Raw genomic sequence first — 25,548 nt, 5'->3', positions numbered from 1 at the left:
CATCAAGATCTGCCACTACCGCTCAAACAACTCCATCTGCTCAAACCCGCCCCGCAAATCCTCCAGCCGCACCCCAATTCCCAACAACCGCACCGGTTTCCCGCCGCGATTGAACGCCTGGGTCAGCAACAACTGATAGCTCCCCAAATCCCGCCCTGCCCCGGCCTGCTCCAGAGTGGTCTGGGTGAAGTCATGGAATTTCACTTTGACGAACGGCTTGCCCGGTCGATAGCTACTGTCGATTCGCGCCATGCGGCCGGCCAGGGTCTCCAGTAACTCGGGTAATTTATCGAGGCAGCTCACCAAGTCCGGCAGATCCACGTCGTAGGTGTTTTCGACACTGATCGACTGCCGACGACTGTCGTTGTGCACCAACCGGTCATCGATCCCACGGGCCAGGCTCCAGAGTCGCTCGCCGAAGCTGCCGAATTCGCGCACAAGCGCCAACTTGTCCCATTCGCGCAGATGCGAACAATCGACGATGCCAAGCCTGCCTAATTTGTCCGCGGTCACTTTGCCAACGCCGTGCAACTTGCTCACCGGCAAACCACTGACAAAATCCTCGACCTGATCCGGCGTAATGACGAACAAGCCGTTGGGCTTCTTCCAGTCGCTGGCGATCTTGGCCAGAAACTTGTTCGGTGCAACGCCAGCCGAAACAGTGATGTGCAGCTGATTAGAGACGCGACGGCGAATGTCCTGCGCGATCCGCGTTGCGCTGCCGCCAAAATGCGCGCTGTCGGACACGTCGAGGTAGGCCTCATCCAGAGAAAGCGGCTCGATCAAGTCGGTGTAATCGCGAAAGATCGTGTGAATTTCCTTGGAGGCTTCTCTATAGGCCTCCATGCGCGGCTTGACGATGGTCAGGTCCGGGCACAGCTTCAAGGCATGTCCGGAAGACATGGCCGAGCGCACCCCATAAGCCCGCGCTTCATAATTGCAGGTAGCGATCACGCCACGTCGATCCGCCGAACCACCCACTGCCAAGGGTTTACCGGCCAGGCGCGGGTCGTCACGCATCTCGATGGCGGCGTAGAAGCAGTCACAATCGACGTGGATGATTTTTCGCTGCGTCATATAAAAGCAGTGTTCATGGTGAAGAAATGGCGTATTGGCGAGTCAGATCGGCAGTATCTCACTGACACCTGTATATAGCACCAGTACTCCGAATGTTCTTTTCCACCCGTAGGAAAAGTGCCAGATGAATTTATTTTTTCAATCGAAAAGCCTCACTCGATAGAGCTGAAAGCCTTGCCACACCGACCTTACAGCCAATCACCCAGCCCTCTTTTCAAGCTAAGCGATTGAACGGGAAGAGGTTTTCTCTGGATTGAAGGTTGACAGCCCGCCGATCCTCTGTAGAATGCCGACACACAGACGCGGGATGGAGCAGTCTGGTAGCTCGTCGGGCTCATAACCCGAAGGTCGTCGGTTCAAATCCGGCTCCCGCAACCAAACATCAAAAAAGGCTACTCGAAAGAGTGGCCTTTTTTGTGCGCGTCTCTTTTGTAAATATGAGGCCTTCCCCTGTAGAATGCCGCCACACAGACGCGGGATGGAGCAGTCTGGTAGCTCGTCGGGCTCATAACCCGAAGGTCGTCGGTTCAAATCCGGCTCCCGCAACCAAACATCAAAAAAGGCTACTCGAAAGAGTGGCCTTTTTTGTGCGCGTCTCTTTTGTAAACACGAGATAGAAAAGAGCGGGTAACGGCTGACATGCAGGATTGAGAAATCGTTCTGATTCAGAAACTTAAGTCTCCCCCACGACCGATCGCCGCTCATTTACGCTTATTTGACCCTATTCAGGATTAACGGTAGACACTCCGGCGTTCACCTGTAGAATGCCGCCACACAGACGCGGGATGGAGCAGTCTGGTAGCTCGTCGGGCTCATAACCCGAAGGTCGTCGGTTCAAATCCGGCTCCCGCAACCAAACATCAAAAAAGGCCAATCAGAATGCCGCCACACAGACGCGGGATGGAGCAGTCTGGTAGCTCGTCGGGCTCATAACCCGAAGGTCGTCGGTTCAAATCCGGCTCCCGCAACCAAACATCAAGAAAGGCTACTCGAAAGAGTGGCCTTTTTTGTGCGCGTCTCTTTTGTAAATATGAGCATAGATACGAGCGGGTAACGGCTGACAGTGCAGAAACGAGAAATCGTTCTGATTCCGAAACTTAAGTCTCCCTCACGACCGCTCACCGCTCATTTATACTTATATGACCCTATTCAGGATTAACGGTTGACACTCCGGCGTTCGCCTGTAGAATGCCGCCACACAGACGCGGGATGGAGCAGTCTGGTAGCTCGTCGGGCTCATAACCCGAAGGTCGTCGGTTCAAATCCGGCTCCCATAACCCCTGTAGAATGCCGCCACACAGACGCGGGATGGAGCAGTCTGGTAGCTCGTCGGGCTCATAACCCGAAGGTCGTCGGTTCAAATCCGGCTCCCGCAACCAAACATCAAAAAAGGCTACTCGAAAGAGTGGCCTTTTTTGTATCTGTTGAAAAAGTCCTTTCGCAACAATGATCTGCCACCGTGTAGCGAGCCGTTCGGGTTCACCCATGCTCTGAACCCAGACTATGCTGAACCACAGACAGAACCCTCTACGACTGATGACGCACCCATCGCCGATACCCGGTGAGAGGCGTTAATATTTGTGATTATTTTTTTCTACAGGGATTGGTAACTTGGCTCGATACCCCCATCCTGTCGCGCACAATCCAAGAGGTGATTGATGCGCGCCAACTCGTCTGATCCACAAGACACCGTCACAGCGACACAACCGATCAAGTCCGGGCGTCTGCGCTTGCTTGATCGAATCAGCAAATACCGTCAGCCCATCGGCCTGGCAGTCACTTTGCTGTTGTTCGCTATCGCGCTGATTGCCTGTCGCCACCTGCTGAGCGAACTCGATCTGTACGCTCTGCACGACTCGATTCTCGACGTTCCGAAACCGGCATTGCTGGGCGCGTTGGGCGCGACCGTGGTCGGCTTCATTATCCTGCTGGGCTACGAATGGTCGGCCAGCCGCTACGCAGGCGTGACACTGGCGCCGCGAACCCTGGCACTGGGTGGGTTCACCGCATTCGCCATCGGCAATGCCATTGGCCTTTCGATGCTCTCGGGGGGCTCGGTTCGTTACCGTTTATATGCACGTCATGGTCTGGGCGCCTCTGAAGTCGCCCACATGACACTGTTCGCCAGCCTCTCGCTCGGCTGCGCCCTGCCCCCTCTGGCCGCCCTCGCGACCCTCAGCAACCTGCCTGGCGCCTCTGCCGCCCTGGGTTTGTCCGAGGTATTGCTAGGCGCAATCGCCGCGGCCGTTTTGCTGCTCTTCAGCGTACTGGCCATCGGGATTTACCGCCGCCGCCTGCCAGAGCAACCTTACCCGGACAACCTGCTGGTCAAGGTCGGGCGCCGCACGTTGCGCCTGCCGGGCCGTCGCCTGACGTTCCTGCAACTGATCATCACGGCCCTGGACGTCGCCGCCGCAGCAACCGTGCTCTATCTGTTGCTGCCTGAAGCACCGCCCTTCGGCGCGTTCCTGCTGGTGTACCTGCTGGCCCTGGCCGCCGGTGTGCTCAGCCATGTTCCCGGCGGGGTCGGGGTGTTCGAAGCGATTCTGCTGGCTGCCTTCTCCGACACACTCGGCGCCGCGCCACTCGCTGCCGCCCTGCTGCTCTATCGCCTGATCTACGTGGTGCTGCCATTGCTGGTGGCCTGCGTATTCCTGCTGATCAACGAAGGTCAGCGCCTGTTTCAATCGCGTCAGTCCTTAAGGGTGGCGTCCGGCCTGGCCGCGCCGATTCTGGCGGTGCTGGTCTTTCTGTCCGGCGTGGTGCTGCTGTTCTCCGGTGCCACCCCGGAAATCGACACACGCCTGGAACACATCGGCTTTCTGATCCCGCATCGACTGGTCGACGCCTCGCACTTCGGTGCCAGCCTGATCGGTGTGCTTTGCTTGCTGCTGGCTCAAGGGCTGCGCCGCCGACTGTCGGCCGCCTGGATGCTGACCACCATCTTGTTGCTGGTCGCGGCCCTGCTCTCTCTGCTCAAGGGCTTCGACTGGGAAGAAGCCTGCTTGCTGACGCTGACCGCGAGCTTGCTGGGGGTTTTCCGCAGCTCGTTCTATCGCCCGAGCCGTCTGACCGAGGTGCCGTTCTCACCGCTGTATCTGGTGGCCAGCCTGTGCGTACTCGGTGCGTCGATCTGGCTGTTGCTGTTCGCCTATCAGGACGTCCCGTACAGCCATCAGCTCTGGTGGCAGTTCACCCTCGACGCCGATGCCCCGCGTGGCTTGCGCTCGCTGCTTGGCGCCGCCGTCCTGCTGGTGGTGGTGTCCCTGACCTGGCTGCTGCGCACCGCGCGCCCGGTGATCCATCTGCCAACACCCGATGAACTGGACCGCGCGGTAAAGATCCTGATGGCCTCCGCCCAACCGGATGGCGGCCTCGCCCTGACCGGTGACAAGGCGCTGCTGTTTCACCCTAACGACCAGGCGTTCCTGATGTACGCACGCCGTGGTCGCAGCCTGGTGGCCTTGTATGACCCGATCGGCCCGACTCAGCAACGGGCGGAAATGATCTGGCAGTTCCGCGACCTTTGCGACATCCACCATGCCCGTCCTGTGTTCTATCAAGTGCGCGCCGAGAACCTGCCGTACTACATGGACATCGGCCTGACCGCGATCAAGCTCGGCGAAGAAGCCCGGGTCGATCTGCTGCGCTTTGATCTCGAGGCCAAAGGCAAAGAGATGAAAGACCTGCGCTACACCTGGAACCGCGGCACTCGCGATGGCCTGTCGCTGGAGATCTTTGATCCAGGGCAAGCACCGATGGAAGAACTCAAGGTAATCTCCGATGCCTGGCTGACCGGCAAAAATGTGCGCGAGAAAGGTTTCTCCCTCGGCCGCTTCAGCGATGACTACCTCAAGCATTTCCGCGTCGCTGTGATTCGTTTCGAAGGGCGCCCGGTGGCATTCGCCAACCTGCTCGAGACTTATGGCCATGAACTGGCCAGCCTCGACCTGATGCGCGCGCACCCGGATGCCCCCAAGCTGACCATGGAGTTCATGATGGTCGGCCTGATTCAACATTATAAAAATCATGGATACGCGCGCTTCAGCCTGGGCATGGTGCCGTTGTCGGGGTTGCAACCCCGTCGTGGCGCACCACTGACCCAGCGTCTGGGCTCGATGGTTTTCCGCCGTGGTGAGCAGCTCTACAACTTCCAAGGCTTGCGCCGCTTCAAAGACAAATTCCAGCCTGACTGGGAACCCCGTTATATGGCCGTGCCCGCCGGACTCGATCCGCTGGTTGCCCTGGCCGACACTGCCGCCCTGATTGCGGGCGGCTTGACCGGATTGGTGAAACGCTGATGATTCAACGCTCCTTGCGGTACGTACTGGCCACACTGGTAGTGCTGGCCCTGATTCTCGGTGGCGGCTACTGGTACCTGAAACGCCCGGCACCGGAACCGACCCTCGAACAGCTGACGCCGGCCGATGGCGCCGCGATGACCCGCGTCATCCCCGGCAACACGCCACGCGCCCAGGTGCTGGTGGCGGTCAATGAAGAGCAGAAGCTCAGCAACAAACAGCTGATGACCCTGAGCCGCAGCGGCTCGGCACAGATTGTTCAGGTGATCCTGCCCAAAGACTGCCTGCTGCAAAGTCGCGCCCTGCAATCAGCCCTGAGAGAACTCAAAGGTCCGGCGACCCTGGTCAGCGGCATCGGTCCTGGCGCCGTGCTGGCGTGGCGCTGGTTGTCCGAACAGAAGAGCGACAAGGCCCAGGCCGTCTCGGTGGACCTGGCCCTGGAAAAACCCGGCTGCACGCACCTGCTACCGAAAAGCGCCGCTCACGGCCACTGGCTGGTGGCCTGGAACGACAACCCGGACGACACCAGCGCCGGCTTCGTGCGCGACCAACCCAACGCCGAAACCAGTATCAGCGACTACGACATCAACCTGCCGCAAGTGCTGAACAACGAGCTGCGCAAGATCCTCGTTGGCGGCGATAAAGCCGCTGGCGGCCTGCAGATCCCGGTAGTCGAAGTGCCCGCCGGCCAAGCCAAGGACACCGTGACCCTGTTCCTGTCCGGTGACGGCGGTTGGCGCGACCTTGACCGTGACGTCGCGGGCGAGATGGCCAAGATCGGCTACCCGGTCGTCGGCATCGACACCCTGCGCTACTACTGGCAACACAAGAGCCCGGAGCAAAGCGCCCTGGACCTCGCCGAACTGATGCAGCACTACCGGCAGAAATGGGGCACCAAGCGCTTCATCCTGACCGGTTACTCGTTCGGCGCCGACGTCCTGCCCGCCATCTACAACCGCCTCGAGCCATCGGAACAGCAACGGGTCGACGCGATCATCCTGCTGGCCTTCGCCCGCACCGGCAGCTTCGAGATCGAAGTTGAAGGCTGGCTCGGCAACGCCGGCAAAGAAGCCGCCACCGGCCCGGAAATGGCCAAGCTGCCGCCGGAGAAAGTGGTGTGCATCTACGGTGAAGAAGAAGTCGACGAGAGTGGCTGCACCGACAAAACTGCGGTGGGTGAAGCGATGAAATTGCCGGGTGGCCACCATTTCGACGAGAACTATCCGGCGCTGGCCCAGCGGTTGGTGGACATCATCGAAAAGCGTCAAGCCAAGGGTGAGACGGCTCAGGAGTGACCTGAGTCTAGCCCACGAAAAAGCCCCCGCAGCCGTAAAGTTGCGGGGGCTTTTTTGGTTAGAGACGACGCTCTGCCGCGCCCTAGACCTCTTTGTCACGTCGAGCACCAACGGCAACGATCAATACCTGAATCGCCTTGCCATCGACTCGATAAACAATCCGCGTGTCGCCTGTTCGGATCCGTCTACAGCCTGCAAGACTGGCTCTTAGGGGCTTGCCGCTCTTGTCCGGCTCACCATTGATAATCCGCTCTTCGATGACATCAAGAATGCGGTTCGCCGCTACAGCTCCCAGCAGATCCAGATCCTTCTGAACCTCAGGATGATAGATAACGCCCCAAACCATCCACAGCTCCTTTAGTCTTTCCTGGCGTATCGCGCCCGCATATCGTCGTGGCTGACTGCCTTGTTCTGATCAAAACCGATCAGTCGCTCCCGAGCAGCTGCTTCAACCCTCAGATCCTCAAGTTCATCGAGCATTTCCTGATACGCATCGACATTGATAATGACCGCTGCGGGTTGGTTGTCTTTGAAAATGACCAGTCGTTCGGTGGCTCGGCTGGAAATCTCTTTGAGCCTTGCGCTGAACCCCCTGACCATTGCAGTCACCGATATCGCTTGGTCAGCACGCTCCAGTAATGCCGTCATACTCACCTCTCTACACAATCATGCAAATTTGAACACACAGTTCTACGCAGAGTATTGCGTCGAATTCGACATACAGCAAGCGGCAAAAAACGCGAACTGATCAACGTGCTTGTTTCACGCCTACAAAAAATGAACCGGACAATTTGTAAATCCTCTCACCATGTTTAACTTCGTTTACTTAAGGTGTCGCAATATCGGATGACGCCCGCAGACCTTGTAGGCAAACTCCGAATCGTTCTTTTTGGGCACTTTGATGCCTTGTTGCGCTTTTCTTCGACGGGATACTCTCCGGACGTCGCTGACCATTCAGCGATCGGGTGTGGTAACCCGGCGAAACCAGCGCAACAGCGCCTTCATTCCGAACACAGGCATTTTTTATGTCTGCGATCTCAAGTTATGGCGGCTGTGCGTGGGACGCCCTCGGGCGTGCCGGTTTCCTTGGTTCCCGGTTTACCACCCTGCGTACAGCTGCCTCCCTTTCGTGTGGTAACGGAAATGGCAGCTCCTCGAACCCAGGAATAAAACCATGACCAAAACAAATCCATCAGAACCTGACGAACTGAAAACCATCGGCCTCACCCCCTTAATCTACTGCTCAAACCGACCCCTGTTCCGTGTCAGTCGAGACGTCCCCCTCGGTGATGCGTTAGCCATGGCTTCTGATTTTCTGTTCCTTGCCAAAGAACTAACTAAAGATGCTGCCTACGCCCGCGACACCGACCGACACGCCTGGGCCGCGCATTACCTGACGGCAATGAGTAAGGCCGTGATTGATGATGCGGTGAAGGTACTGACGCCGCCACCGCCACCTGCCCGGACAAAAGCTGAATCTAAAAAATAACTGCCCGAAAGCAAGTAAAGGAGCAGAGACGGAATACGTGCAAACGCCGCACACCCCCTGTGGGAGCGAGCTTGCTCGCGATAGCGGACTTATAGCCACCATCAATGTCGACTGACAGATCGCCATCGCGAGCAAGCTCGCTCCCACAAGGGGTCTTCATTGCCTTCAGGGAAATGCGCCGCCCACAAAAAAGCCCCCGCTACCGCAATGGCAACGGGGGCTTTTTGATGTTGCTTACATCTCTACCTGCGTCCCCAGTTCAATCACCCGATTCAACGGCAGATTGAAGAAGCGCAAATTACCGTTGGCGTTCTGCAACATGAAGGCGAACAGCGCCTCACGCCAGCGGGCCATGCCTTCGAGTTTGGAAGCGATGACCGTCTCGCGACTGAGGAAGTAGGTGGTGCGCATCGGGCTGAAGTCCAGGTCATCGAGATGACACAGCTTCAGCGCTTGCGGCACGTCCGGCTCGTCGACGAAGCCAAAGTGCAGGATCACCCGGAAGAAACCTTCGCCGTAGGAATCGACCTCGAAACGCCGTGATGCCGGTACCCGCGGGATGTCTTCGTACACCACCGTCAGCAGCACCACTTGCTCGTGCAGCACTTGGTTATGCAGCAGGTTGTGCAACAGCGCGTGGGGCACGGCGTCCGGGCGAGCGGTCAGAAACACGGCAGTGCCCTGGACGCGATGCGGCGGTTGTACGGCGATGCTGCTGATGAAGATCGGCAGCGGCAAGCCACCCTCGTCGAGGCGATCGACCAGCAGTTGCTTGCCGCGTTTCCAGGTGGTCATCAGCACAAACAGCACGATACCGGCAATCACCGGGAACGCCCCGCCCTGAATGATTTTCGGCACGTTGGCAGCGAAGTACAGACCGTCTACCAAGAGGAAACCGAGCAACAGCGGAACCGCGAGGACCGGAGGCCATTTCCACAGCAGCAATATCACCGCCGACACCAGGACGGTGGTCATCAGCATCGTGCCCGTCACGGCCACGCCGTAAGCCGAGGCCAGCGCGCCAGAGGATTCGAACCCCAACACCAACAGGATGACGCCGACCATCAGCGCCCAGTTCACCGCACCGATGTAAATCTGGCCTTGTTCGGCGCTGGAAGTGTGCCGAATGTGCATGCGTGGAATGTAACCGAGTTGGATCGCCTGACGGGTCAGGGAGAACGCACCGGAAATCACCGCTTGGGAGGCAATCACCGTGGCCAGGGTCGACAACCCCACCAACGGAATCAGCGCCCAGCTCGGTGCCAACAAGTAGAACGGGTTGCGCGCGGCTTCCGGATCACCGAGCAGCAGCGCCCCTTGGCCGAAGTAATTCAGCACCAGCGCCGGCAGCACCAGAATGAACCACGCACGGGCAATCGGTTTGCGGCCGAAGTGGCCCATGTCGGCGTACAGCGCTTCGGCACCGGTCAATGCCAGCACTACCGCGCCGAGAATCGCCACGCCCATGCCCGGGTGCACAACGAAGAAGCGCACGCCCCAGACCGGGTTCATCGCTTTCAACACTTCCGGATGCTGCATGATGCCGTAGACACCCAGCGCCCCCAGCACCACAAACCAGGTCACCATGATTGGCCCGAACAGGATGCCGATCCGCGCGGTACCGTGACTCTGAATCAGGAACAGCGCCACCAGCACGATCAGCGACAGCGGCACCACCCAATGGTCGATGCCATCGAATGCCAGCCCCAGGCCTTCAATCGCTGAAAGGACGGAAATCGCAGGTGTAATCATGCTGTCGCCGTAGAACAGCGCCGCGCCGATCAGCCCGCAGACCACCAGAAACCCTCTCAACTTGGGATGCCCCGCCGCAGCCCGCCGAGCCAGTGCAGTCAAGGCCATGATCCCGCCTTCGCCCTGGTTGTCGGCGCGCAGAACAAACATCATGTACTTGATCGACACGACCCAGATCAGCGACCAGAAGATCAGCGCCAGAATTCCCAGCACCCCGTCATGGTTGACGGGTACACCATAGCCACCGGAAAACACTTCTTTGAGGGTGTACAGCGGGCTTGTGCCGATATCGCCATAAACCACCCCGACCGCCGCGACCAGCATGCCGATCGGCTTCGCCGCCGAATGCTCGGCACCCGCCGCCTGACTACTTGCCTGACCCATCCACCACTCCTACTACCCAGACCGGACTTCTTTGGAAGAAGCACTATGCTTTGCCGTGCAGCATGCGCTGTTTTACTTACGGTTACAGACGTTTTGTTGACTGTAAAAAATCGGTAAAGCGTAACGGCGCGAAGCATAGCGCAGCACTCGTCGTATTTCCCTGCATAAAGCTGGTCAAGTGCGCCTCTCATCGCTAGAATTGCGCACTTTTTGATCAGAGGCGCAGAAAACGTCCTGTCTCGCGAATCACTGCTGCTTTTTGACGGCGCCTGTTGTCGCCATGCTGCGTTGCCTGGCAACAACAGTCACTCGTCAAAAAACAGCGTATTCACGAGATAGGACGTAAGCGCCCGTTTGTCGCCTTGCCGACTTCGGCTGGAGGCGTCACAAATACCGAGGTTAGACATGTCCACCACTCCTGCGCCGGCCAATCCAAAGGTTGGCTTCGTATCCCTGGGTTGTCCCAAAGCACTGGTCGACTCCGAGCGCATCCTTACCCAGCTGCGCATGGAAGGCTATGACGTTGTGTCCACTTACGAGGACGCCGACGTCGTGGTGGTCAACACCTGCGGTTTCATCGACTCGGCCAAGGCTGAATCGCTGGAAGTGATTGGCGAAGCCATCAAGGAAAACGGCAAGGTCATCGTGACCGGCTGCATGGGCGTCGAAGAAGGCAACATTCGTAAAGTGCACCCAAGCGTGCTGGCCGTGACCGGTCCGCAACAATACGAGCAAGTGGTTAACGCCGTGCACGACGCTGTGCCGCCACGTCAGGATCACAACCCGCTGATCGACCTGGTGCCGCCGCAAGGCATCAAGCTGACCCCGCGCCACTACGCCTACCTGAAGATTTCCGAAGGCTGCAACCACAGCTGCAGCTTCTGCATCATCCCGTCGATGCGCGGCAAGCTGGTCAGCCGCCCGGTCGGTGACGTGCTCGACGAAGCTCAGCGCCTGGTCAAGGCCGGCGTCAAAGAGCTGTTGGTGATCTCGCAAGACACCAGCGCCTACGGCGTCGACGTAAAATACCGCACCGGTTTCTGGAACGGCGCGCCGGTGAAAACCCGCATGACCGAACTCTGCGAAGCCCTGAGCACCCTCGGCGTCTGGGTTCGTCTGCACTATGTTTACCCGTACCCGCACGTCGACGAGCTGATTCCGCTGATGGCCGCCGGGAAAATCCTGCCGTACCTGGACATCCCGTTCCAGCACGCCAGCCCGAAAATCCTGAAAGCGATGAAACGCCCGGCCTTCGAAGACAAGACCCTGGCCCGCATCAAGAACTGGCGCGAAATCTGCCCGGACCTGATCATCCGTTCGACCTTCATCGTCGGCTTCCCCGGCGAAACCGAAGAAGACTTCCAGTACCTGCTGAACTGGCTGACCGAAGCGCAACTCGACCGCGTCGGCTGCTTCCAGTATTCGCCGGTCGAAGGCGCACCGGCCAACCTGCTGGACGCGGCCATCGTGCCAGACGACGTCAAGCAAGACCGCTGGGACCGTTTCATGGCGCACCAGCAAGCGATCAGCTCGGCACGCCTGCAAATGCGCGTCGGCCGTGAAATCGAAGTGCTGGTCGATGAAGTCGACGAGCAAGGCGCGGTTGGCCGCTGCTTCTTCGATGCCCCGGAAATCGACGGCAACGTGTTCATCGACAACGGCAGCAACCTGAAACCAGGCGATAAAGTCTGGTGCAAAGTGACCGACGCCGACGAATACGACCTGTGGGCTGAACAGATCTAAACGCAAAAAATACGAAAAGCCCTGCTCTCTTGACGAGATGCGGGGCTTTTTTACGTCTATCGTTTTGTGGGAGAAAGGATTCGCACCATTGACAGCAACGGCTATTAAAAAGAAGGAGCAGCCGGCCATGCGCCAACATTCGGTCATCCACACGCCGAAACAGAGCGACTACGAAGAACTCACTCAAGTCTGGGAAGCCTCCGTGCGCGCCACTCATGACTTTCTGCCGGAGAGCTACATCGAACTGCTGAAGAACCTGGTGCTGACGCGCTACCTCGATGCAGTGATGCTGATCTGCACCAAAGACCCGCGCCAGCGCATCACCGGGTTCGCCGGGGTCGCGGCGGGCAAGATCGAAATGCTCTTCATCGACCCCGCTCACCGCGGCCAGGGCCTGGGCAAGCAGTTGCTGCGCTATGCGATGGAACACCTGAATGCCGATGAACTGGACGTCAACGAACAGAACCCGCAAGCCCTGGGCTTCTACTTCAAACAGGGCTTCGAGGTGATCGGTCGTTCGGAAGTCGATGGCATGGGCCAGCCTTATCCGCTGCTGCACATGCGTTTGCGCCAAAACCAGCAACACTCACAACACGGCTGACACAACACGGATCAAGTGTGGGAGCGGGCTTGCTCGCGAAAGCGGTGTGTCAGTCAACATTGATGTCAGCTGACAAATTGCATTCGCGAGCAAGCCCGCTCCCACAAAAAAGCCACACGGCGCAAATGGAGCCGGGATTAACCGGCGCCAGGCAGGTACAATGCCCACCCTTTTTTTGTTACGGCCCTGTCATGACTGACCCGATTCGTCTCTCCAAACGCCTCATCGAACTCGTCGGCTGTTCCCGTCGGGAGGCTGAGCTGTTCATCGAGGGCGGCTGGGTCACCGTGGACGGTGAAGTCATCGACGAGCCGCAGTTCAAGGTCGAGAACCAGAAAGTCGAGCTTGATCCAGAAGCCAAGGCCACTGCGCCGGAACCGGTGACCATCCTGCTGAACGTGCCCGTGGGCATGGATGCGGAAACGGCCATGGCTACGATCAGCGCCGAGACCTTGAGCGAAGAACACCGCTTCAGCAAACGTCCGCTCAAGGGCCACTTCCTGCGCCTGACCGCCAGCACCGACCTGCAGGCCAACGCCAGTGGTCTTTTGGTGTTCACCCAGGACTGGAAGATCCTGCGCAAACTCACTGCCGACTCCGCCAAGATCGAGCAAGAGTATGTGGTCGAAGTTGAAGGCGACATGGTGGCTCACGGCCTCAACCGCCTGAACCACGGCCTGACCTACAAGGGCAAGGAACTGCCGCCGGTCAAAGCCAGCTGGCAGAACGAAAACCGCCTGCGTTTTGCGATGAAGAACCCACAACCGGGCGTCATCGCCCTGTTCTGCCAGGCCGTAGGCCTGAAGGTCGTCGCCATCCGCCGCATCCGCATTGGCGGCGTGTCCATCGGCAAAGTGCCGTTGGGCCAATGGCGTTACCTGTCCGGCAAAGAGAAGTTCTAAGACTTTTCACGCCGCCACACATTTTGGCGCCGCTGTTTATGTGGCGCCCACTGCTGAATATCAGGACTGCACACCATGATTCATAACGACGTACTGCGCAGCGTGCGCTACATGCTCGACATCAGCGACAAGAAAGTCATCGAGATCATCAAGCTCGGCGGCATGGACGTGACCCTGGAAGACCTGGTGACGTACCTCGACAAGAAAGAGGAAGACGAGGAAGGCTTCGTACGCTGCCCGGATGAAGTCATGGCGCATTTCCTCGACGGCCTGGTGACCTTCAAGCGCGGCAAGGACGAAAGCCGTCCGCCGCAGCCGATCGAAGTGCCGGTGACCAACAACATCATCCTGAAGAAACTGCGCGTAGCTTTCGAACTGAAAGAAGACGACATGCACGCCATCCTCAAGGCCTCCGAGTTCCCGGTGTCCAAGCCTGAGCTGAGCGCGCTGTTCCGCAAGTTCGGCCACACCAACTACCGTCCGTGCGGCGACCAGTTGCTGCGCAACTTCCTCAAGGGCCTGACCCTGCGCGTGCGTCCGCAGTAAATCGCTTTGGCCCCTGTAGGAGCTGCCGCAGGCTGCGATCTTTTGACTTTGTTTTTTAAGATCCAGATCAAAAGATCGCAGCCTGCGGCAGCTCCTACAGGGGGCAGTGGCGGCTCAAGGCGCGCTGTATAGACCCTCATTCCTCGCAAAAATAGTGGCTCCGCTTCCGGCGGCTGACGACTAGGGTGTATTGACCCTCAGCTCTCAGGATTCGCCATGCACCCGTACTTTTCCCTGCAAGGCCGCACCGCTCTGGTGACCGGCGGCACCCGTGGTATCGGCAAAATGATCGCCAAAGCTTTTGTCGAGGCCGGCGCCACCGTGTACGTCTGCGCCCGGGATGCCGAAGCCTGTCAGCAAACGGCTGATGAATTGAGCGCCTTCGGTCGTTGCCGCGGAGTGGCGGCCAACCTGGCCACCGAAGAAGGCGTACTTCAACTGGCTACGCGACTGGGCGAGCAGATCACTCATCTGGATATTCTGGTGAACAACGCCGGCACCACGTGGGGCGCGCCGCTGGAGAGCTACCCGGTCAAGGGCTGGGAAAAGGTCATGCAACTGAACGTGACCTCGGTGTTCAACTGCATTCAGCAGTTTTTGCCATTGCTGCGTAAGGCGGGTTCGGCAGCGAATCCGGCGCGGATCATCAACATCGGTTCAGTGGCCGGGATTTCGTCCTTTGGCGAACAGGCATATGCCTACGGGCCGAGTAAGGCTGCCCTGCATCAACTGTCGCGGATTCTGGCGCGGGAGCTGGTGAGTCAGCACATCAACGTCAACGTCATCGCGCCTGGGCGTTTTCCGAGCAAGATGACGCAGCACATTGGCAATGATGAGCAGGCGCTGGCCGATGACACGGCGTTGATTCCGATGAAACGCTGGGGTCGGGAGGAAGAAATGGCGGCGCTGGCGATCAGTCTGGCGAGTACGGCCGGGGCTTACATGACGGGGAATATCATCCCTCTGGATGGCGGGTTCAGCCTCTAAGATCGGCGGCGCGGCCATCGCGAGCAGGCTCACTCCCACAGTAGATCTATGGTGCTCAGGAGATCTACTGTGGGAGCGAGCCTGCTCGCGATGGCGGACTGACAGGCACCACCGATTCAACAGTTGATCGGGTTATCATGCCCGCCCAAATTCCCGCCTCGACCCCAGACCATGACCTACAGCGTTTCCCCCATCGGCTTTGTGCGCTCCTGTTTCAAGGAGAAGTTCGCCATCCCGCGCCAGCCACAACTGGCCCCGGCCGCTCGCGGCGTACTGGAATTGGTGGCGCCGTTCGATCAGGGCGATGCGGTGCAAGGTCTGGAACAGGTCAGCCACGTGTGGCTGCTGTTCCTGTTTCACCAGGCCCTGGAAGAAAAGCCACGGTTGAAAGTCCGCCCTCCTCGTCTCGGCGGTAACAAATCCATGGGTGTGTTCGCCACGCGCGCGACGCATCGGCCCAATGGCATCGGCCAATCCGTGGTGAAGCTGGACAAGGTTGAAGCCAATCGCCTGTGGATATCCGGCATCGACCTGCTGGATGGCACGCCGATTCTCGACATCAAACCCTACGTGCCTTACGCCGACATCATTGATACGGCCTCCAACAGCATCGCCAGCGCTGCACCGCAGCTGATTCCCGTGCAGTGGACGGACTCAGCACTGCAACAGGCTCACCGCCATGCTCAGCGCCTTGAAGAACCGCTGGTGGAGCTGATCGAGCAATGCCTGGCACAAGACCCACGTCCGGCGTACCAGATTCCTACACCCGAACGGGAATACGGCGCGCAGTACTGGGACCTGGACGTACGCTGGCATTATCCCGAAGCCGGGGTTATCCGCGTTCTCGAAGTTATCCCGGTTCCCAACGTGTAGGGATTGCATTGGACATAAAAAAGCCCCCATTGCCTGCACAGGCAATGGGGGCTTTTCAGTGATGCGATGTTCTTACTTCTCGACGAACGCTCGCTCGATCAGATAATCACCCGGCTCGCGCATCCGCGGCGATACTTTCAGGCCGAAGCTGTTCAACACTTCGCTGGTCTCGTCGAGCATGCTCGGGCTGCCGCACAGCATGGCGCGGTCGTCCTGCGGGTTGATCGGTGGCAGACCGATGTCGCTGAACAGCTTGCCGCTGCGCATCAGGTCGGTCAGGCGACCTTCGTTCTCGAACGGCTCACGGGTCACGGTCGGGTAGTAGATCAACTTGTCACGCAGGGCCTCGCCGAAGAACTCGTTCTGCGGCAAATGCTCGGTGATGAACTCGCGGTAAGCGACTTCGTTGACGTAACGTACGCCGTGGCACAGGATCACTTTTTCGAAACGCTCGTAGGTTTCCGGGTCCTGGATGACGCTCATGAACGGCGCCAGACCGGTTCCGGTGCTGAGCAGGTACAAATGTTTGCCAGGCTTCAAGTCATCCAGCACCAGCGTGCCGGTAGGCTTTTTGCTGATGATGATCTCGTCACCTTCCTTCAGATGCTGCAGCTGGGAAGTCAGCGGGCCATCAGGCACCTTGATGCTGAAGAACTCGAGATGCTCTTCCCAGTTCGGGCTGGCAATCGAGTAAGCGCGCATGAGCGGCCGGCCGTTGGGCTGTTGCAGGCCGATCATCACGAACTGACCGTTCTCGAAGCGCAGGCCCGGGTCGCGGGTGCACTTGAAGCTGAACAGAGTGTCGTTCCAGTGGTGAACACTGAGGACACGCTCGTGGTTCATGTTGCTCATGTACGTGGGACTCCTGGAGATTTGGTCTGCGCGTGCTCTGCGCCTGCTCTGCGAAAAATGAGCTGCTGTGCGCAATTGCATCGCATTCTAATGGCAGCGACAATATCTGTTAACTGGATTATTAAGATAAGGGTTATCGGTTATATCGATATGCGATTTACTCTCCGTCAACTTCAAGTATTCGTCGCCGTCGCCCAGCAGGAAAGCGTATCCCGTGCTGCGGGTCTGCTCAACCTCTCGCAATCGGCGGCGAGCACCTCGATCACCGAGCTAGAGCGTCAGTCCAGCTGTCAGCTGTTCGACCGCGCCGGCAAACGGCTGAGCCTCAACGCCCTCGGCAAACAGCTGCTGCCGCAAGCGGTGGCGCTGCTCGACCAGTCCAAGGAAATCGAAGACTTGCTCAATGGCAAGTCGGGATTTGGCTCTCTGGCGGTCGGCGCGACCCTGACCATCGGCAATTACCTGGCCACCTTGCTGATCGGCAGCTTCATGCAGCGCCATCCGGAAAGCCAGGTGAAGCTGCACGTGCAGAACACTGCCAACATTGTGCAGCAGGTTGCCCACTATGAAATTGATCTGGGTCTAATCGAAGGTGACTGCAGCCATCCAGACATCGAAGTGCAGAGCTGGGTCGAGGATGAACTGGTGGTGTTCTGCGCGCCCCAGCATCCACTGGCCAAGCGCGGCACGGCGACCATGGAAGAGCTGACCCACGAGGCCTGGATTCTGCGGGAACAGGGCTCCGGCACGCGACTGACCTTTGACCAGGCCATGCGTCACCATCGCAGCTCGCTGAATATCCGACTGGAACTGGAACACACCGAAGCGATCAAGCGTGCGGTGGAGTCCGGGTTGGGGATTGGCTGCATTTCGCGTCTGGCGCTACGCGACGCGTTCCGCCGTGGCAGCCTGGTGCCGGTGGAAACGCCAGATCTGGACCTGGCGCGGCAGTTCTATTTCATCTGGCACAAACAGAAATATCAGACGTCGGCGATGCGTGAATTCCTCGACCTGTGCCGCGCTTTTACCGCTGGGGTTCAGCGCAGCGACGAGATCGTTCTGCCCACCATCGCTTAAAGCAGGATGACTGCCCAGACCAGCGCAATCATGCTCAAGGCTACGAACTGAGCGGCGCTGCCCATGTCCTTGGCGTTCTTGGACAGCGGGTGCAACTCAAGGGAAATGCGGTCGATGGCCGCTTCCACTGCCGAATTGAGCAATTCGACAATCAACGCCAACAGGCAGACGGCAATCAGCAACGCCTGCTCGACGCGACTGACGTTCAGGAAGAACGACAGCGGAATCAATATGACGTTGAGCAACACCAGTTGCCGAAAGGCCGCTTCGCCGGTGAAGGCTGCGCGCAGACCGTCCAGCGAGTAACCGGAGGCGTTGAGGATGCGTTTTAGGCCGGTTTGGCCTTTGAAAGGTGACATAAAGTGGGCAACTGACCAAAAAATGAAGTGGGAAGGCTAGATTAAGCACAGTCAAAAAAGCGTGAACGCGCCGCGCCTGATTAGCTCGAAATTGACTCAAGTTGTTGCAGAAGCAAGGCTGCCTGGGTCCGGGTCCGCACATTCAGCTTGCGAAAAATCGCGGTCACATGGGCCTTGATCGTCGCTTCGGAAACGCTCAGCTCGTAGGCAATCTGCTTGTTCAACAAGCCTTCACAGACCATGGTCAGGACACGAAACTGCTGCGGCGTCAGACTCGCAAGGCCTTCGCTGGCGGCCTTGGCTTCGGCGGAAACGCTGACGGCCTCGAACGCCTGGGGCGGCCAGAACACATCACCATCGAGCACCGCGCGTACGGCTTTCTGGATGACGCTCAGATCACTGGACTTGGGGATGAAGCCGCTGGCGCCGAATTCACGAGACTTGACCATGATCGAGGCTTCTTCCTGGGCCGACACCATGACCACCGGAATCTGCGGATACTGACCGCGCAACAGCACCAGCCCTGAAAAACCGTAGGCCCCCGGCATGTTCAGGTCCAGCAGCACCAGATCCCAGTCGGACTTCTCGTCCAGACGGGTTTCCAGCTCGGCAATGCTTGCCACTTCCACCAGACGGACTTCCGGGCCCAGGCCCAGGGTCAACGCTTGATGCAGGGCGCTACGAAAAAGAGGGTGGTCATCGGCAATCAGGATTTCGTATGTGGCCATTTTTCAAATGATCCTGTTTTTCAAACAACTCGAGGTACAGCCACGGAGCTGTACCAACAGGGCACGTTCAACGCCAATCACATGGCTATCCACGTAAAGAATACGGCGTATCAAACTTGGCCGCGCCCTAATCGGCGCCAAGCATGCCCAGCGAAGCCGGGGTGGTCAAGGTGCTTGGCCAGTACAGTTCTTTGCAGTATGGGCGACAATCAGCGCGTGACAGGGGCGCCGATTTACACAAAAGGCATCAGCTCGGCGTGTGCCGGTGTTGAAACATCCATTTCAAGCTGATGTTTGGCATCAAGGTAATGTTGGCTGAACACGTCGAAATAAGCGTCCAGTGCCGACGCAGCCTCAGTATCACCCGCCAGATCGAGACACAACGCCGCCACTTCGGCGGTGCATAAATGCTCGCTGCGGGTCGACCGGCGCAACCGGTACCGCGATAACTTCTCGGGCAACAGGCTCAGGATCGGAAGCCGATCGAAGTAGGGGCTTTTGCGGAAAATCTTCCGGGCTTCTGTCCAGGTGGCATCCAGCAGAATGAACAGCGGACGCTTCGAACTATCGGCATCGACGCTGTTTGTGACACGCTCGGGTTCGACGTACTCCCCCGGAAACACCAGATAAGGCTGCCATTGCGGGTCGGCCAGCAGCGCCAGCAGTTGCTCATCAACTTCCGTACGCGACCAGATGAACGCATGGTTGTCGCGCACCACATCGGCGATCAGCCAACCGGTGTTGCTCGGCTTGAACACTTCCTTGTTGGTCATGATCAGGCACACGCCAGAACGGGCCTCGACTTGCGGGCGCCAGGCGCACAGGCAGTGACTCTCGATCACGCGGCAGGCTCGGCAACGCGGTGCCCTCCAGCCTCGGGCCTGAATCGGCTTGATGCCCTCTTCCTCTCGCTCATCGCGCAAGCGGGCTACTGCGTTTGCAGCAAAGCGTGGGGTTGCAGGGTTCATCGCAGGCAACGCCGGCAGGGGAAGAAAATCGACACGAAAAACACTCGGCAGGGCAGAAAGTGGCGGCAGTTTATCAGAGCAGCCGGCGCAAGCCTGTACCGTCCAGGCCTCGTCCCCTATAATTCGCCGCCACTGAACGCACAGTCATGTGACGGGTCGAACCACCAGTCACTGAACCAGGAGAGTTTCATGCTGCGCCTTATCGTTCCCACCGCTGCCATTTTGCTGGCGTCGTCCTTCAGCGCTCAGGCTGCTTCCTTGAGTGAGCAGAATCTCAACAGAGAGCTGCGAAACGTCGCCACACAAAGCAGTGTTGGTACTCCACGGGCGATCAACGAAGACATTCTTGATCAGGGCTACACCGTCGAAGGCAACACGCTGATCAACCATCTGAGCGTACAAAGCAGCCACGCCAACAAGATGCGTGCCGACCCGAAAGCCGTGTATTTCCAGCTTGGCGCCTCTGTATGCAACAACCCATCGTTCCGCAAACTGATGGCCAAGGGCGCGGTCATGCGTTACGACTTCACTGAGGTGAAGACCAACCGCGCAGTCGGCTCCGCCAGCTATCAGGAATCGGACTGCCCGAAAGCGGCTCCGACCAAGAAGAAGTAATCATTGGGAATTGGCGCGCCGCTGTTCATCCTCGGCGCGCAGTTCTGCCAACAACGCCTGCAAATAACGGGAACGTCGGTCGCCCCCCTCCAGACGCCGGCAGCACTCTTCTTCGAGACTCAAATGATTGGTCTCGGCCGATGACTTCAGTAATCGATACAATTGCGTATCGATCTCCAGAATGACTCTGGCCATCGCTTCCCGCCTCCCTGCACCTCGCCCTTGCTTGAGCGATAAAATCCTTGAACCGCTTGTAACGTGCGTCCTGCCTTTGACGCAAAGTTGTCGTGTCGTGCCTGTAATTTAGTAAATCAGACTGTCAGCCACTCGCCTTGCGTTCAGACGAGCGGTGAAAGCACCTTGCAAATCGCCAATAAGCGGTTGCCAGGAAAGACTTTGCAGCGCAATGATCAAGTCAGCGAAAAACGCTATGAGGGTCTAGATTCATAGTGTTCACGTTTACTTTTCAGGGCAGGAAAGGGGCTGCCCATTGCGCGTCTTGTTGTGCGAATGTTTCCTTCATCCAAGGGAAAAACAGAGCCTGTATGGAAGGAGAAGTTGATGCCTTACCAACCGAACGACCTCCTGAGCCGTCATTTTGAAGAAAGCGGCCACGACCTCATCAGCAAGGTCGAAGAGCAACTCAACCTGGTTTCACCCAACAGCCCGAACATCCCGATCTACCGCGACATGATCCTGACCGTGCTGCGCATGGCCCAGGAAGATCACAACCGCTGGAATGCCAAGATCACCCTGCAAGCCCTACGCGAACTGGAACACGCTTTCCGTGTTCTGGAGCAATTCAGGGGTCGACGCAAAGTCACCGTTTTCGGCTCGGCCCGAACACCGATAGAACATCCGCTGTACGGTCTGGCCCGAGAGCTCGGTGCAGCGCTGGCGCGCTCAGATCTGATGGTCATCACCGGTGCCGGTGGCGGCATCATGGCGGCGGCCCACGAAGGTGCTGGCCTGGCACACAGCCTGGGATTCAACATCACCTTGCCCTTCGAACAGCATGCCAATCCCACCGTGAATGGCACTACCAACCTGCTGCCCTTCCACTTCTTCTTTACCCGCAAGCTGTTCTTCGTCAAGGAAGCCGATGCGCTGGTCCTGTGCCCTGGCGGTTTCGGTACCCTGGATGAAGCGCTGGAAGTGCTGACACTGATCCAGACTGGCAAAAGCCCGCTAGTGCCCGTGATATTGCTGGACGCTCCCGGCGGCAAGTTCTGGCAAGGCGCGTTGGACTTCATTCACCATCAACTGGAGGAAAATCGCTACATCCTGCCGACCGACATGAAACTCGTCAGTCTGGTCTACAGCGCGGAAGAGGCTGTGGAGCAGATCAATCAGTTCTACAGCAACTTCCACTCCAGCCGCTGGCTCAAGCATCAATTCGTGATCCGCATGAATCACAAGCTCAGCGACCAGGCGCTCGAACACATGCAGGAGGCATTTGCCGACCTGTGTCTGAGCGATCACTTCCATCAACACGCCTACAGCGGAGAGGAACACGACGAACCGCAGTTCAGCCACCTTGCGCGACTCGCCTTCACCTTCAACGCCCGTGATCATGGACGCCTGCGGGAACTGGTGGACTACATCAACCTGCCGGAAAACTGGGCGCAATCCCAACCCCAGGCGCAACAGCGCTCGCGGGAACCATCCAAGGTTACGTAAGCAAAAAAAAACGGCCCGCTATCGAAATAGCGAGCCGTTTCAGTTAATCGTCCATCCCTCGGCCGCTGAACAAGCGGCTGATCATTTCCATGGAATATCCCCGATAACTCAGGAACCTGCCCTGTTTGGCACGTTCCCGGGCGTCTATCGGTAAATGCCCGGAAAATTTTCGCCGCCAGGTGTCTTCCAGTTGTTCCTGCCAGTTGATACCGCTCTCGCGCAAAGCAAGTTCGATGTCGGTACGTTGCAGGCCGCGCTGGCTCAACTCTTCACGAATACGCAAAGGGCCATAACCGGAACGGGAACGGTAGGAAACAAAGCTTTCGAGGTAGCGGGATTCGGACAGCAGGCCTTCTTCCGTCAAGCGGTCGAGTGCCGTGTCGATCATTTCAGGGAGGGCGCCGCGTTGACGCAGTTTACGCGTCAACTCGACTCGACCGTGCTCGCGTCGCGCGAGCAGGTCCATTGCGGTTCGCCGCACCGCGACGAGTGTATCGAGTACGGCGGTCATCGGATCAATCAGATATCTGCGTCAGCCAGGTCATCAGCAGTCTCTTTGACTGGCGATGCTTTAACGTCTGGCGCCGGGGTCAGCAACTTGTCACGCAGTTGCTTCTCGAGTTTGGCGGCGATTTCCGGATTGTCTGCCAGGAACTTGGCCGAGTTAGCCTTGCCCTGACCGATTTTGGTGCCTTCATAGGCATACCAGGCACCGGACTTCTCAACGAAACCGTGCAGAACACCCAGGTCGATCATCTCACCGTTGAGGTAGATGCCCTTGCCGTAAAGAATCTGGAACTCGGCCTGACGGAACGGCGAAGCTACCTTGTTCTTCACAACCTTGACGCGGGTTTCGCTACCGACAACCTCGTCACCTTCTTTCACCGCGCCGGTACGGCGGATGTCCAAACGAACCGAAGCGTAGAACTTCAGCGCGTTACCACCGGTGGTGGTTTCCGGGCTGCCGAACATCACACCGATTTTCATACGGATCTGGTTGATGAAGATAACCAGGCAGTTGGCGTTCTTGATGTTACCGGTGATTTTACGTAGCGCCTGGGACATCAGACGGGCTTGCAGGCCCACGTGCATGTCACCCATTTCGCCTTCGATTTCAGCCTTTGGAACCAGAGCCGCCACGGAGTCGACGATGATCACGTCAACCGCGTTGGAACGCACCAGCATGTCGGTGATTTCCAGGGCTTGCTCGCCGGTGTCCGGCTGTGAAACCAGCAGGTCGTCGACGTTGACGCCCAGTTTGCCGGCGTATTCAGGGTCGAGGGCGTGTTCGGCGTCGACGAATGCGCAGGTCGCGCCGGCTTTTTGAGCCTGGGCGATGACCGACAGTGTCAGCGTGGTTTTACCGGAGGATTCAGGACCGTAGATTTCAACGATACGACCTTTTGGCAGACCGCCAATGCCGAGCGCGATGTCCAGACCCAGAGAGCCAGTGGAGATAGCCGGGATCGCCTGACGATCCTGATCGCCCATACGCATTACGGCACCCTTGCCGAATTGACGTTCGATCTGACCCAGGGCCGCAGCCAAGGCTTTCTTCTTGTTGTCGTCCATTAAAGTCCTCACGTAATCAATAAGGCCTGACGGCCAACACCTGTATAAGTAGCCAGTATTATTCCACAGCGTTTCAGGATCGCCTACCCCTGATTTGAGATTTCTCCAGCGGCATGGCGCAGCAGCCCCTCTAGCGCGGCCTTCACCGTTTGTCGGCGGACCTCGTCACGGTTGCCGGGAAAGTACTGCACCTCGCTGAACACCTGTTCACCAACGCCCCAGGCCAGCCACACAGTGCCAACCGGCTTGCTCGGCGAACCGCCATCCGGTCCCGCCACACCGCTGACCGCCACGGCAAAACGCGCCCGGCTTTTCTCCTGCGCGCCTCGGACCATGGCCTCGACCACCTCGCGACTGACCGCCCCCACCGCTGCAAACAACTCGACCGGGACATTCAATAGCTCGGTTTTCTGGCGATTGGAATAGGTGACATAACCCGCCTCGAACCATGCCGAACTCCCCGGAATCCGGGTGATCGCCTCGCTGATCCCGCCGCCGGTGCAGGACTCGGCGGCAGTGACATGAGCATTGAGAACCTGCAAGCGCCTGCCAAGTTCAGCGGCCAGTTGGGTGATTTCTTTCACGGTCATCTCCTGAGCAAGCGGAATGAGAACTACCGTACACGAGCCAATAACGCTTGCAAGGCGCAGGATCAATCAAAATGTTAGCGAGCGAGGGCTCTGATATAAGCCTGACAGGCCTGCAAGGCAATCAGTCCGCGGTCGCCGGCGTCGGTGATGGCGATAATTCGCTGAGCATGCGCCGGGTCAAGTAGGGCTCGCGCGGCTCCATGATCCACGCTGCTGGCTCCGGAGGCGGTTGGCACTCCACAGACAGAGGCAGTGTCATGGGCATCGAGGAGGACTGACAAGCGCACATCAGCAGTGGCAAGACGATCGCGCAGGCGACCTTGATCACGTTCGGCATCGCTAAGCGCTCGGTAATGGGTTTGTTCGCTGGTCGAAAGACGCAGCTCCAGCGCCAGACGCTTGTCCTGCTCGGCCTGTTGCTGCGTCGCGGCTGCCAGGCTCAGCTGATTCAGCGCTTCGGCGTGCACTCTTGCCTGTTCCGCCAGTTGCCCGCCATAACGCCAATCCTGAAAGCGCCAGGCCAGCGCCGCCGAGCCACCGGCCAACACAGCCAGAAACACAACAACGCCAATGACGCGGTAAGACATCGGCATCAAACCGAAGGCTGGCATAACACCGCCCTCGCCCGCGCCCAGAGTTGCAAGCGATCCTGCAAACCGTTCAGGCCGCCGTTGATGCGACGGGTGATGCTGTTGAACTGATCGCGGTCGGCCAGTTCGTTGAAGCCATTTTGCTCCCAGAACCACGCGGCCGATTCGGCGGCCCATTGCGGTTGTTCCAGTAGTTCCGGCAAAAACAGTAAACGATCATCACCGAAGAGTCCGAGACTGCACTGACGGTAATTGTCGTGACCAGTGATCTGAATCAGGCCTCGGCCACGGTACTTTTGACCGTCGCCGTCGGCTTGCGGGGTATTGCCCAAACGCAGGGCCAGGGTGCCGGTGTCGTATTTGCTGAGGTATTGGTTGTTGCCCAGTTCACGCACGTACTGAAACTGCCCCGATTCATGGCCGACTTGCGCGAGGAAGGCAGCAATGCGCTTCGGGGTGTTGATGTTGCGGTGGGTCATGGCGGTGTTGAGCGCGGAAATGAAAACGCCAGCTTGGGAGCGGGCGTCAGGGAATATGTGTTGCAACTGCGCTGAAGTGAGAGGCATG

General features: G+C 58.5%; 26 protein-coding genes and 6 tRNA genes. 18 read left to right on the top strand and 14 right to left on the bottom strand.

Annotation, left to right across the window (positions count from 1 at the left end; translation table 11 throughout):
- Positions 1–15: 15 nt before the first annotated feature.
- The gene (dinB, locus tag ASC74_RS03515) at positions 16–1,077 is read right to left on the bottom strand and encodes a DNA polymerase IV (RefSeq protein ID WP_056739239.1); all 1,062 of its coding nucleotides are present in this window, start codon (positions 1,075–1,077) and stop codon (positions 16–18) included.
- A 301-nt stretch (positions 1,078–1,378) separates the two neighbouring features.
- On the opposite strand from dinB, the gene ASC74_RS03510 reads away from it, so the two are divergent.
- The 8 genes from ASC74_RS03510 to ASC74_RS03475 all read left to right on the top strand — a co-directional run bounded on the left by ASC74_RS03510 (position 1,379) and on the right by ASC74_RS03475 (position 6,673).
- Positions 1,379–1,455: transfer RNA gene (locus ASC74_RS03510), tRNA-Met, on the top strand.
- 94 nt (positions 1,456–1,549) lie between these two features.
- Positions 1,550–1,626, top strand: a tRNA-Met gene (locus ASC74_RS03505).
- 230 nt (positions 1,627–1,856) lie between these two features.
- A tRNA-Met gene (locus ASC74_RS03500) sits at positions 1,857–1,933 on the top strand.
- Between the two features lie 38 nt (positions 1,934–1,971).
- Positions 1,972–2,048, top strand: a tRNA-Met gene (locus ASC74_RS03495).
- 232 nt (positions 2,049–2,280) lie between these two features.
- A tRNA-Met gene (locus ASC74_RS03490) sits at positions 2,281–2,354 on the top strand.
- Positions 2,355–2,379: 25 nt separating this feature from the next.
- A tRNA-Met gene (locus ASC74_RS03485) sits at positions 2,380–2,456 on the top strand.
- A gap of 279 nt (positions 2,457–2,735) precedes the next feature.
- Positions 2,736–5,378, top strand: coding sequence for a bifunctional lysylphosphatidylglycerol flippase/synthetase MprF (gene mprF / locus ASC74_RS03480; protein WP_056739237.1), 2,643 nt, complete (start codon positions 2,736–2,738; stop codon positions 5,376–5,378).
- Positions 5,378–6,673, top strand: a complete 1,296-nt coding sequence (locus tag ASC74_RS03475; RefSeq protein WP_056739235.1) for a virulence factor family protein — start codon at positions 5,378–5,380, stop codon at positions 6,671–6,673. Before mprF ends, ASC74_RS03475 begins: the two co-directional genes overlap by 1 nt.
- Before the next feature lie 82 nt (positions 6,674–6,755).
- Here the strand turns inward: ASC74_RS03475 and ASC74_RS03470 are convergent, their stop codons facing one another.
- Complete coding sequence (locus ASC74_RS03470) at positions 6,756–7,019, bottom strand: type II toxin-antitoxin system RelE family toxin (RefSeq protein ID WP_056739233.1); 264 nt, start codon at positions 7,017–7,019, stop codon at positions 6,756–6,758.
- 11 nt (positions 7,020–7,030) lie between these two features.
- A complete protein-coding gene (locus ASC74_RS03465; RefSeq protein WP_056739231.1) occupies positions 7,031–7,321 on the bottom strand; it encodes a Phd-YefM in 291 nt (96 codons plus the stop codon).
- A gap of 526 nt (positions 7,322–7,847) precedes the next feature.
- Between ASC74_RS03465 and ASC74_RS03460 the strand changes: the two genes are divergently transcribed.
- Complete coding sequence (locus ASC74_RS03460; RefSeq protein WP_056739229.1) at positions 7,848–8,162, top strand: DUF3077 domain-containing protein; 315 nt, start codon at positions 7,848–7,850, stop codon at positions 8,160–8,162.
- A gap of 234 nt (positions 8,163–8,396) precedes the next feature.
- Here ASC74_RS03460 and ASC74_RS03455 read toward each other — a convergent pair whose 3' ends face one another.
- The gene (locus ASC74_RS03455; protein ID WP_056739227.1) at positions 8,397–10,298 is read right to left on the bottom strand and encodes a potassium transporter Kup; all 1,902 of its coding nucleotides are present in this window, start codon (positions 10,296–10,298) and stop codon (positions 8,397–8,399) included.
- Between the two features lie 405 nt (positions 10,299–10,703).
- On the opposite strand from ASC74_RS03455, the gene rimO reads away from it, so the two are divergent.
- From rimO to tsaA, 6 genes are all read left to right on the top strand, one after another.
- Positions 10,704–12,041: a 30S ribosomal protein S12 methylthiotransferase RimO gene (gene rimO, locus ASC74_RS03450; protein ID WP_008153968.1), complete on the top strand. Its 1,338-nt coding sequence runs from the start codon at positions 10,704–10,706 to the stop codon at positions 12,039–12,041.
- 127 nt (positions 12,042–12,168) lie between these two features.
- Positions 12,169–12,642, top strand: a complete 474-nt coding sequence (locus ASC74_RS03445; protein ID WP_056739225.1) for a GNAT family N-acetyltransferase — start codon at positions 12,169–12,171, stop codon at positions 12,640–12,642.
- A gap of 191 nt (positions 12,643–12,833) precedes the next feature.
- Positions 12,834–13,544, top strand: a complete 711-nt coding sequence (locus tag ASC74_RS03440) for an rRNA pseudouridine synthase (RefSeq protein ID WP_008153970.1) — start codon at positions 12,834–12,836, stop codon at positions 13,542–13,544.
- A gap of 75 nt (positions 13,545–13,619) precedes the next feature.
- Complete coding sequence (locus ASC74_RS03435) at positions 13,620–14,090, top strand: DUF1456 family protein (RefSeq protein ID WP_056739223.1); 471 nt, start codon at positions 13,620–13,622, stop codon at positions 14,088–14,090.
- Between the two features lie 216 nt (positions 14,091–14,306).
- Positions 14,307–15,077, top strand: coding sequence for an SDR family oxidoreductase (locus tag ASC74_RS03430; protein WP_056739222.1), 771 nt, complete (start codon positions 14,307–14,309; stop codon positions 15,075–15,077).
- Between the two features lie 171 nt (positions 15,078–15,248).
- The gene (gene tsaA / locus ASC74_RS03425; RefSeq protein WP_056739220.1) at positions 15,249–15,950 is read left to right on the top strand and encodes a tRNA (N6-threonylcarbamoyladenosine(37)-N6)-methyltransferase TrmO; all 702 of its coding nucleotides are present in this window, start codon (positions 15,249–15,251) and stop codon (positions 15,948–15,950) included.
- A 72-nt stretch (positions 15,951–16,022) separates the two neighbouring features.
- Here the strand turns inward: tsaA and fpr are convergent, their stop codons facing one another.
- Entirely contained in the window at positions 16,023–16,802 is a 780-nt protein-coding gene (gene fpr / locus ASC74_RS03420) for a ferredoxin-NADP reductase (RefSeq protein WP_003443014.1), read from the bottom strand.
- A gap of 150 nt (positions 16,803–16,952) precedes the next feature.
- Here fpr and ASC74_RS03415 point away from each other — a divergent pair, with 150 nt between their 5' ends.
- On the top strand, positions 16,953–17,879 hold the full coding sequence (locus tag ASC74_RS03415; protein WP_008153977.1) for a LysR family transcriptional regulator: 927 nt from the start codon (positions 16,953–16,955) through the stop codon (positions 17,877–17,879).
- On the opposite strand, the gene ASC74_RS03410 is transcribed toward ASC74_RS03415, so the two are convergent.
- From ASC74_RS03410 to ASC74_RS03400, 3 genes are all read right to left on the bottom strand, one after another.
- Entirely contained in the window at positions 17,876–18,238 is a 363-nt protein-coding gene (locus ASC74_RS03410; RefSeq protein WP_008010143.1) for a diacylglycerol kinase, read from the bottom strand. The genes ASC74_RS03415 and ASC74_RS03410 overlap by 4 nt on opposite strands.
- 80 nt (positions 18,239–18,318) lie before the next feature.
- Entirely contained in the window at positions 18,319–18,966 is a 648-nt protein-coding gene (erdR, locus tag ASC74_RS03405; RefSeq protein ID WP_046046272.1) for a response regulator transcription factor ErdR, read from the bottom strand.
- Between the two features lie 233 nt (positions 18,967–19,199).
- The gene (locus ASC74_RS03400) at positions 19,200–19,934 is read right to left on the bottom strand and encodes a tRNA-uridine aminocarboxypropyltransferase (protein ID WP_008153983.1); all 735 of its coding nucleotides are present in this window, start codon (positions 19,932–19,934) and stop codon (positions 19,200–19,202) included.
- A gap of 189 nt (positions 19,935–20,123) precedes the next feature.
- Here ASC74_RS03400 and ASC74_RS03395 point away from each other — a divergent pair, with 189 nt between their 5' ends.
- Entirely contained in the window at positions 20,124–20,549 is a 426-nt protein-coding gene (locus ASC74_RS03395; protein WP_056739218.1) for a PA3611 family quorum-sensing-regulated virulence factor, read from the top strand.
- Here the strand turns inward: ASC74_RS03395 and ASC74_RS03390 are convergent, their stop codons facing one another.
- Positions 20,550–20,744 (bottom strand): hypothetical protein, encoded by a 195-nt coding sequence (locus ASC74_RS03390; protein WP_056739216.1) that lies wholly within the window; start codon positions 20,742–20,744, stop codon positions 20,550–20,552.
- A 366-nt stretch (positions 20,745–21,110) separates the two neighbouring features.
- Here ASC74_RS03390 and ASC74_RS03385 point away from each other — a divergent pair, with 366 nt between their 5' ends.
- Positions 21,111–22,229, top strand: coding sequence for a TIGR00730 family Rossman fold protein (locus ASC74_RS03385; protein ID WP_056739214.1), 1,119 nt, complete (start codon positions 21,111–21,113; stop codon positions 22,227–22,229).
- Between the two features lie 43 nt (positions 22,230–22,272).
- On the opposite strand, the gene recX is transcribed toward ASC74_RS03385, so the two are convergent.
- The 5 genes from recX to ASC74_RS03360 all read right to left on the bottom strand — a co-directional run bounded on the left by recX (position 22,273) and on the right by ASC74_RS03360 (position 25,547).
- Positions 22,273–22,740 (bottom strand): recombination regulator RecX, encoded by a 468-nt coding sequence (recX, locus tag ASC74_RS03380; protein ID WP_046046277.1) that lies wholly within the window; start codon positions 22,738–22,740, stop codon positions 22,273–22,275.
- Between the two features lie 8 nt (positions 22,741–22,748).
- Positions 22,749–23,801 (bottom strand): recombinase RecA, encoded by a 1,053-nt coding sequence (gene recA / locus ASC74_RS03375; protein ID WP_007907270.1) that lies wholly within the window; start codon positions 23,799–23,801, stop codon positions 22,749–22,751.
- An 83-nt stretch (positions 23,802–23,884) separates the two neighbouring features.
- Positions 23,885–24,385, bottom strand: coding sequence for a CinA family protein (locus ASC74_RS03370; RefSeq protein ID WP_056739719.1), 501 nt, complete (start codon positions 24,383–24,385; stop codon positions 23,885–23,887).
- Between the two features lie 80 nt (positions 24,386–24,465).
- Positions 24,466–25,002: a lysis system i-spanin subunit Rz gene (locus ASC74_RS03365; protein WP_056739212.1), complete on the bottom strand. Its 537-nt coding sequence runs from the start codon at positions 25,000–25,002 to the stop codon at positions 24,466–24,468.
- The gene (locus tag ASC74_RS03360; protein ID WP_056739210.1) at positions 24,984–25,547 is read right to left on the bottom strand and encodes a glycoside hydrolase family 19 protein; all 564 of its coding nucleotides are present in this window, start codon (positions 25,545–25,547) and stop codon (positions 24,984–24,986) included. The genes ASC74_RS03365 and ASC74_RS03360 overlap by 19 nt, the downstream gene beginning before the upstream one ends.
- Between the last annotated feature and the right edge of the window lies 1 nt (position 25,548).

The organism is Pseudomonas sp. Root329, from assembly GCF_001424925.1.
Classification (GTDB): domain Bacteria; phylum Pseudomonadota; class Gammaproteobacteria; order Pseudomonadales; family Pseudomonadaceae; genus Aquipseudomonas; species Aquipseudomonas arabinosi.
This window is presented reverse-complemented; position numbering and strand designations above follow the sequence as displayed.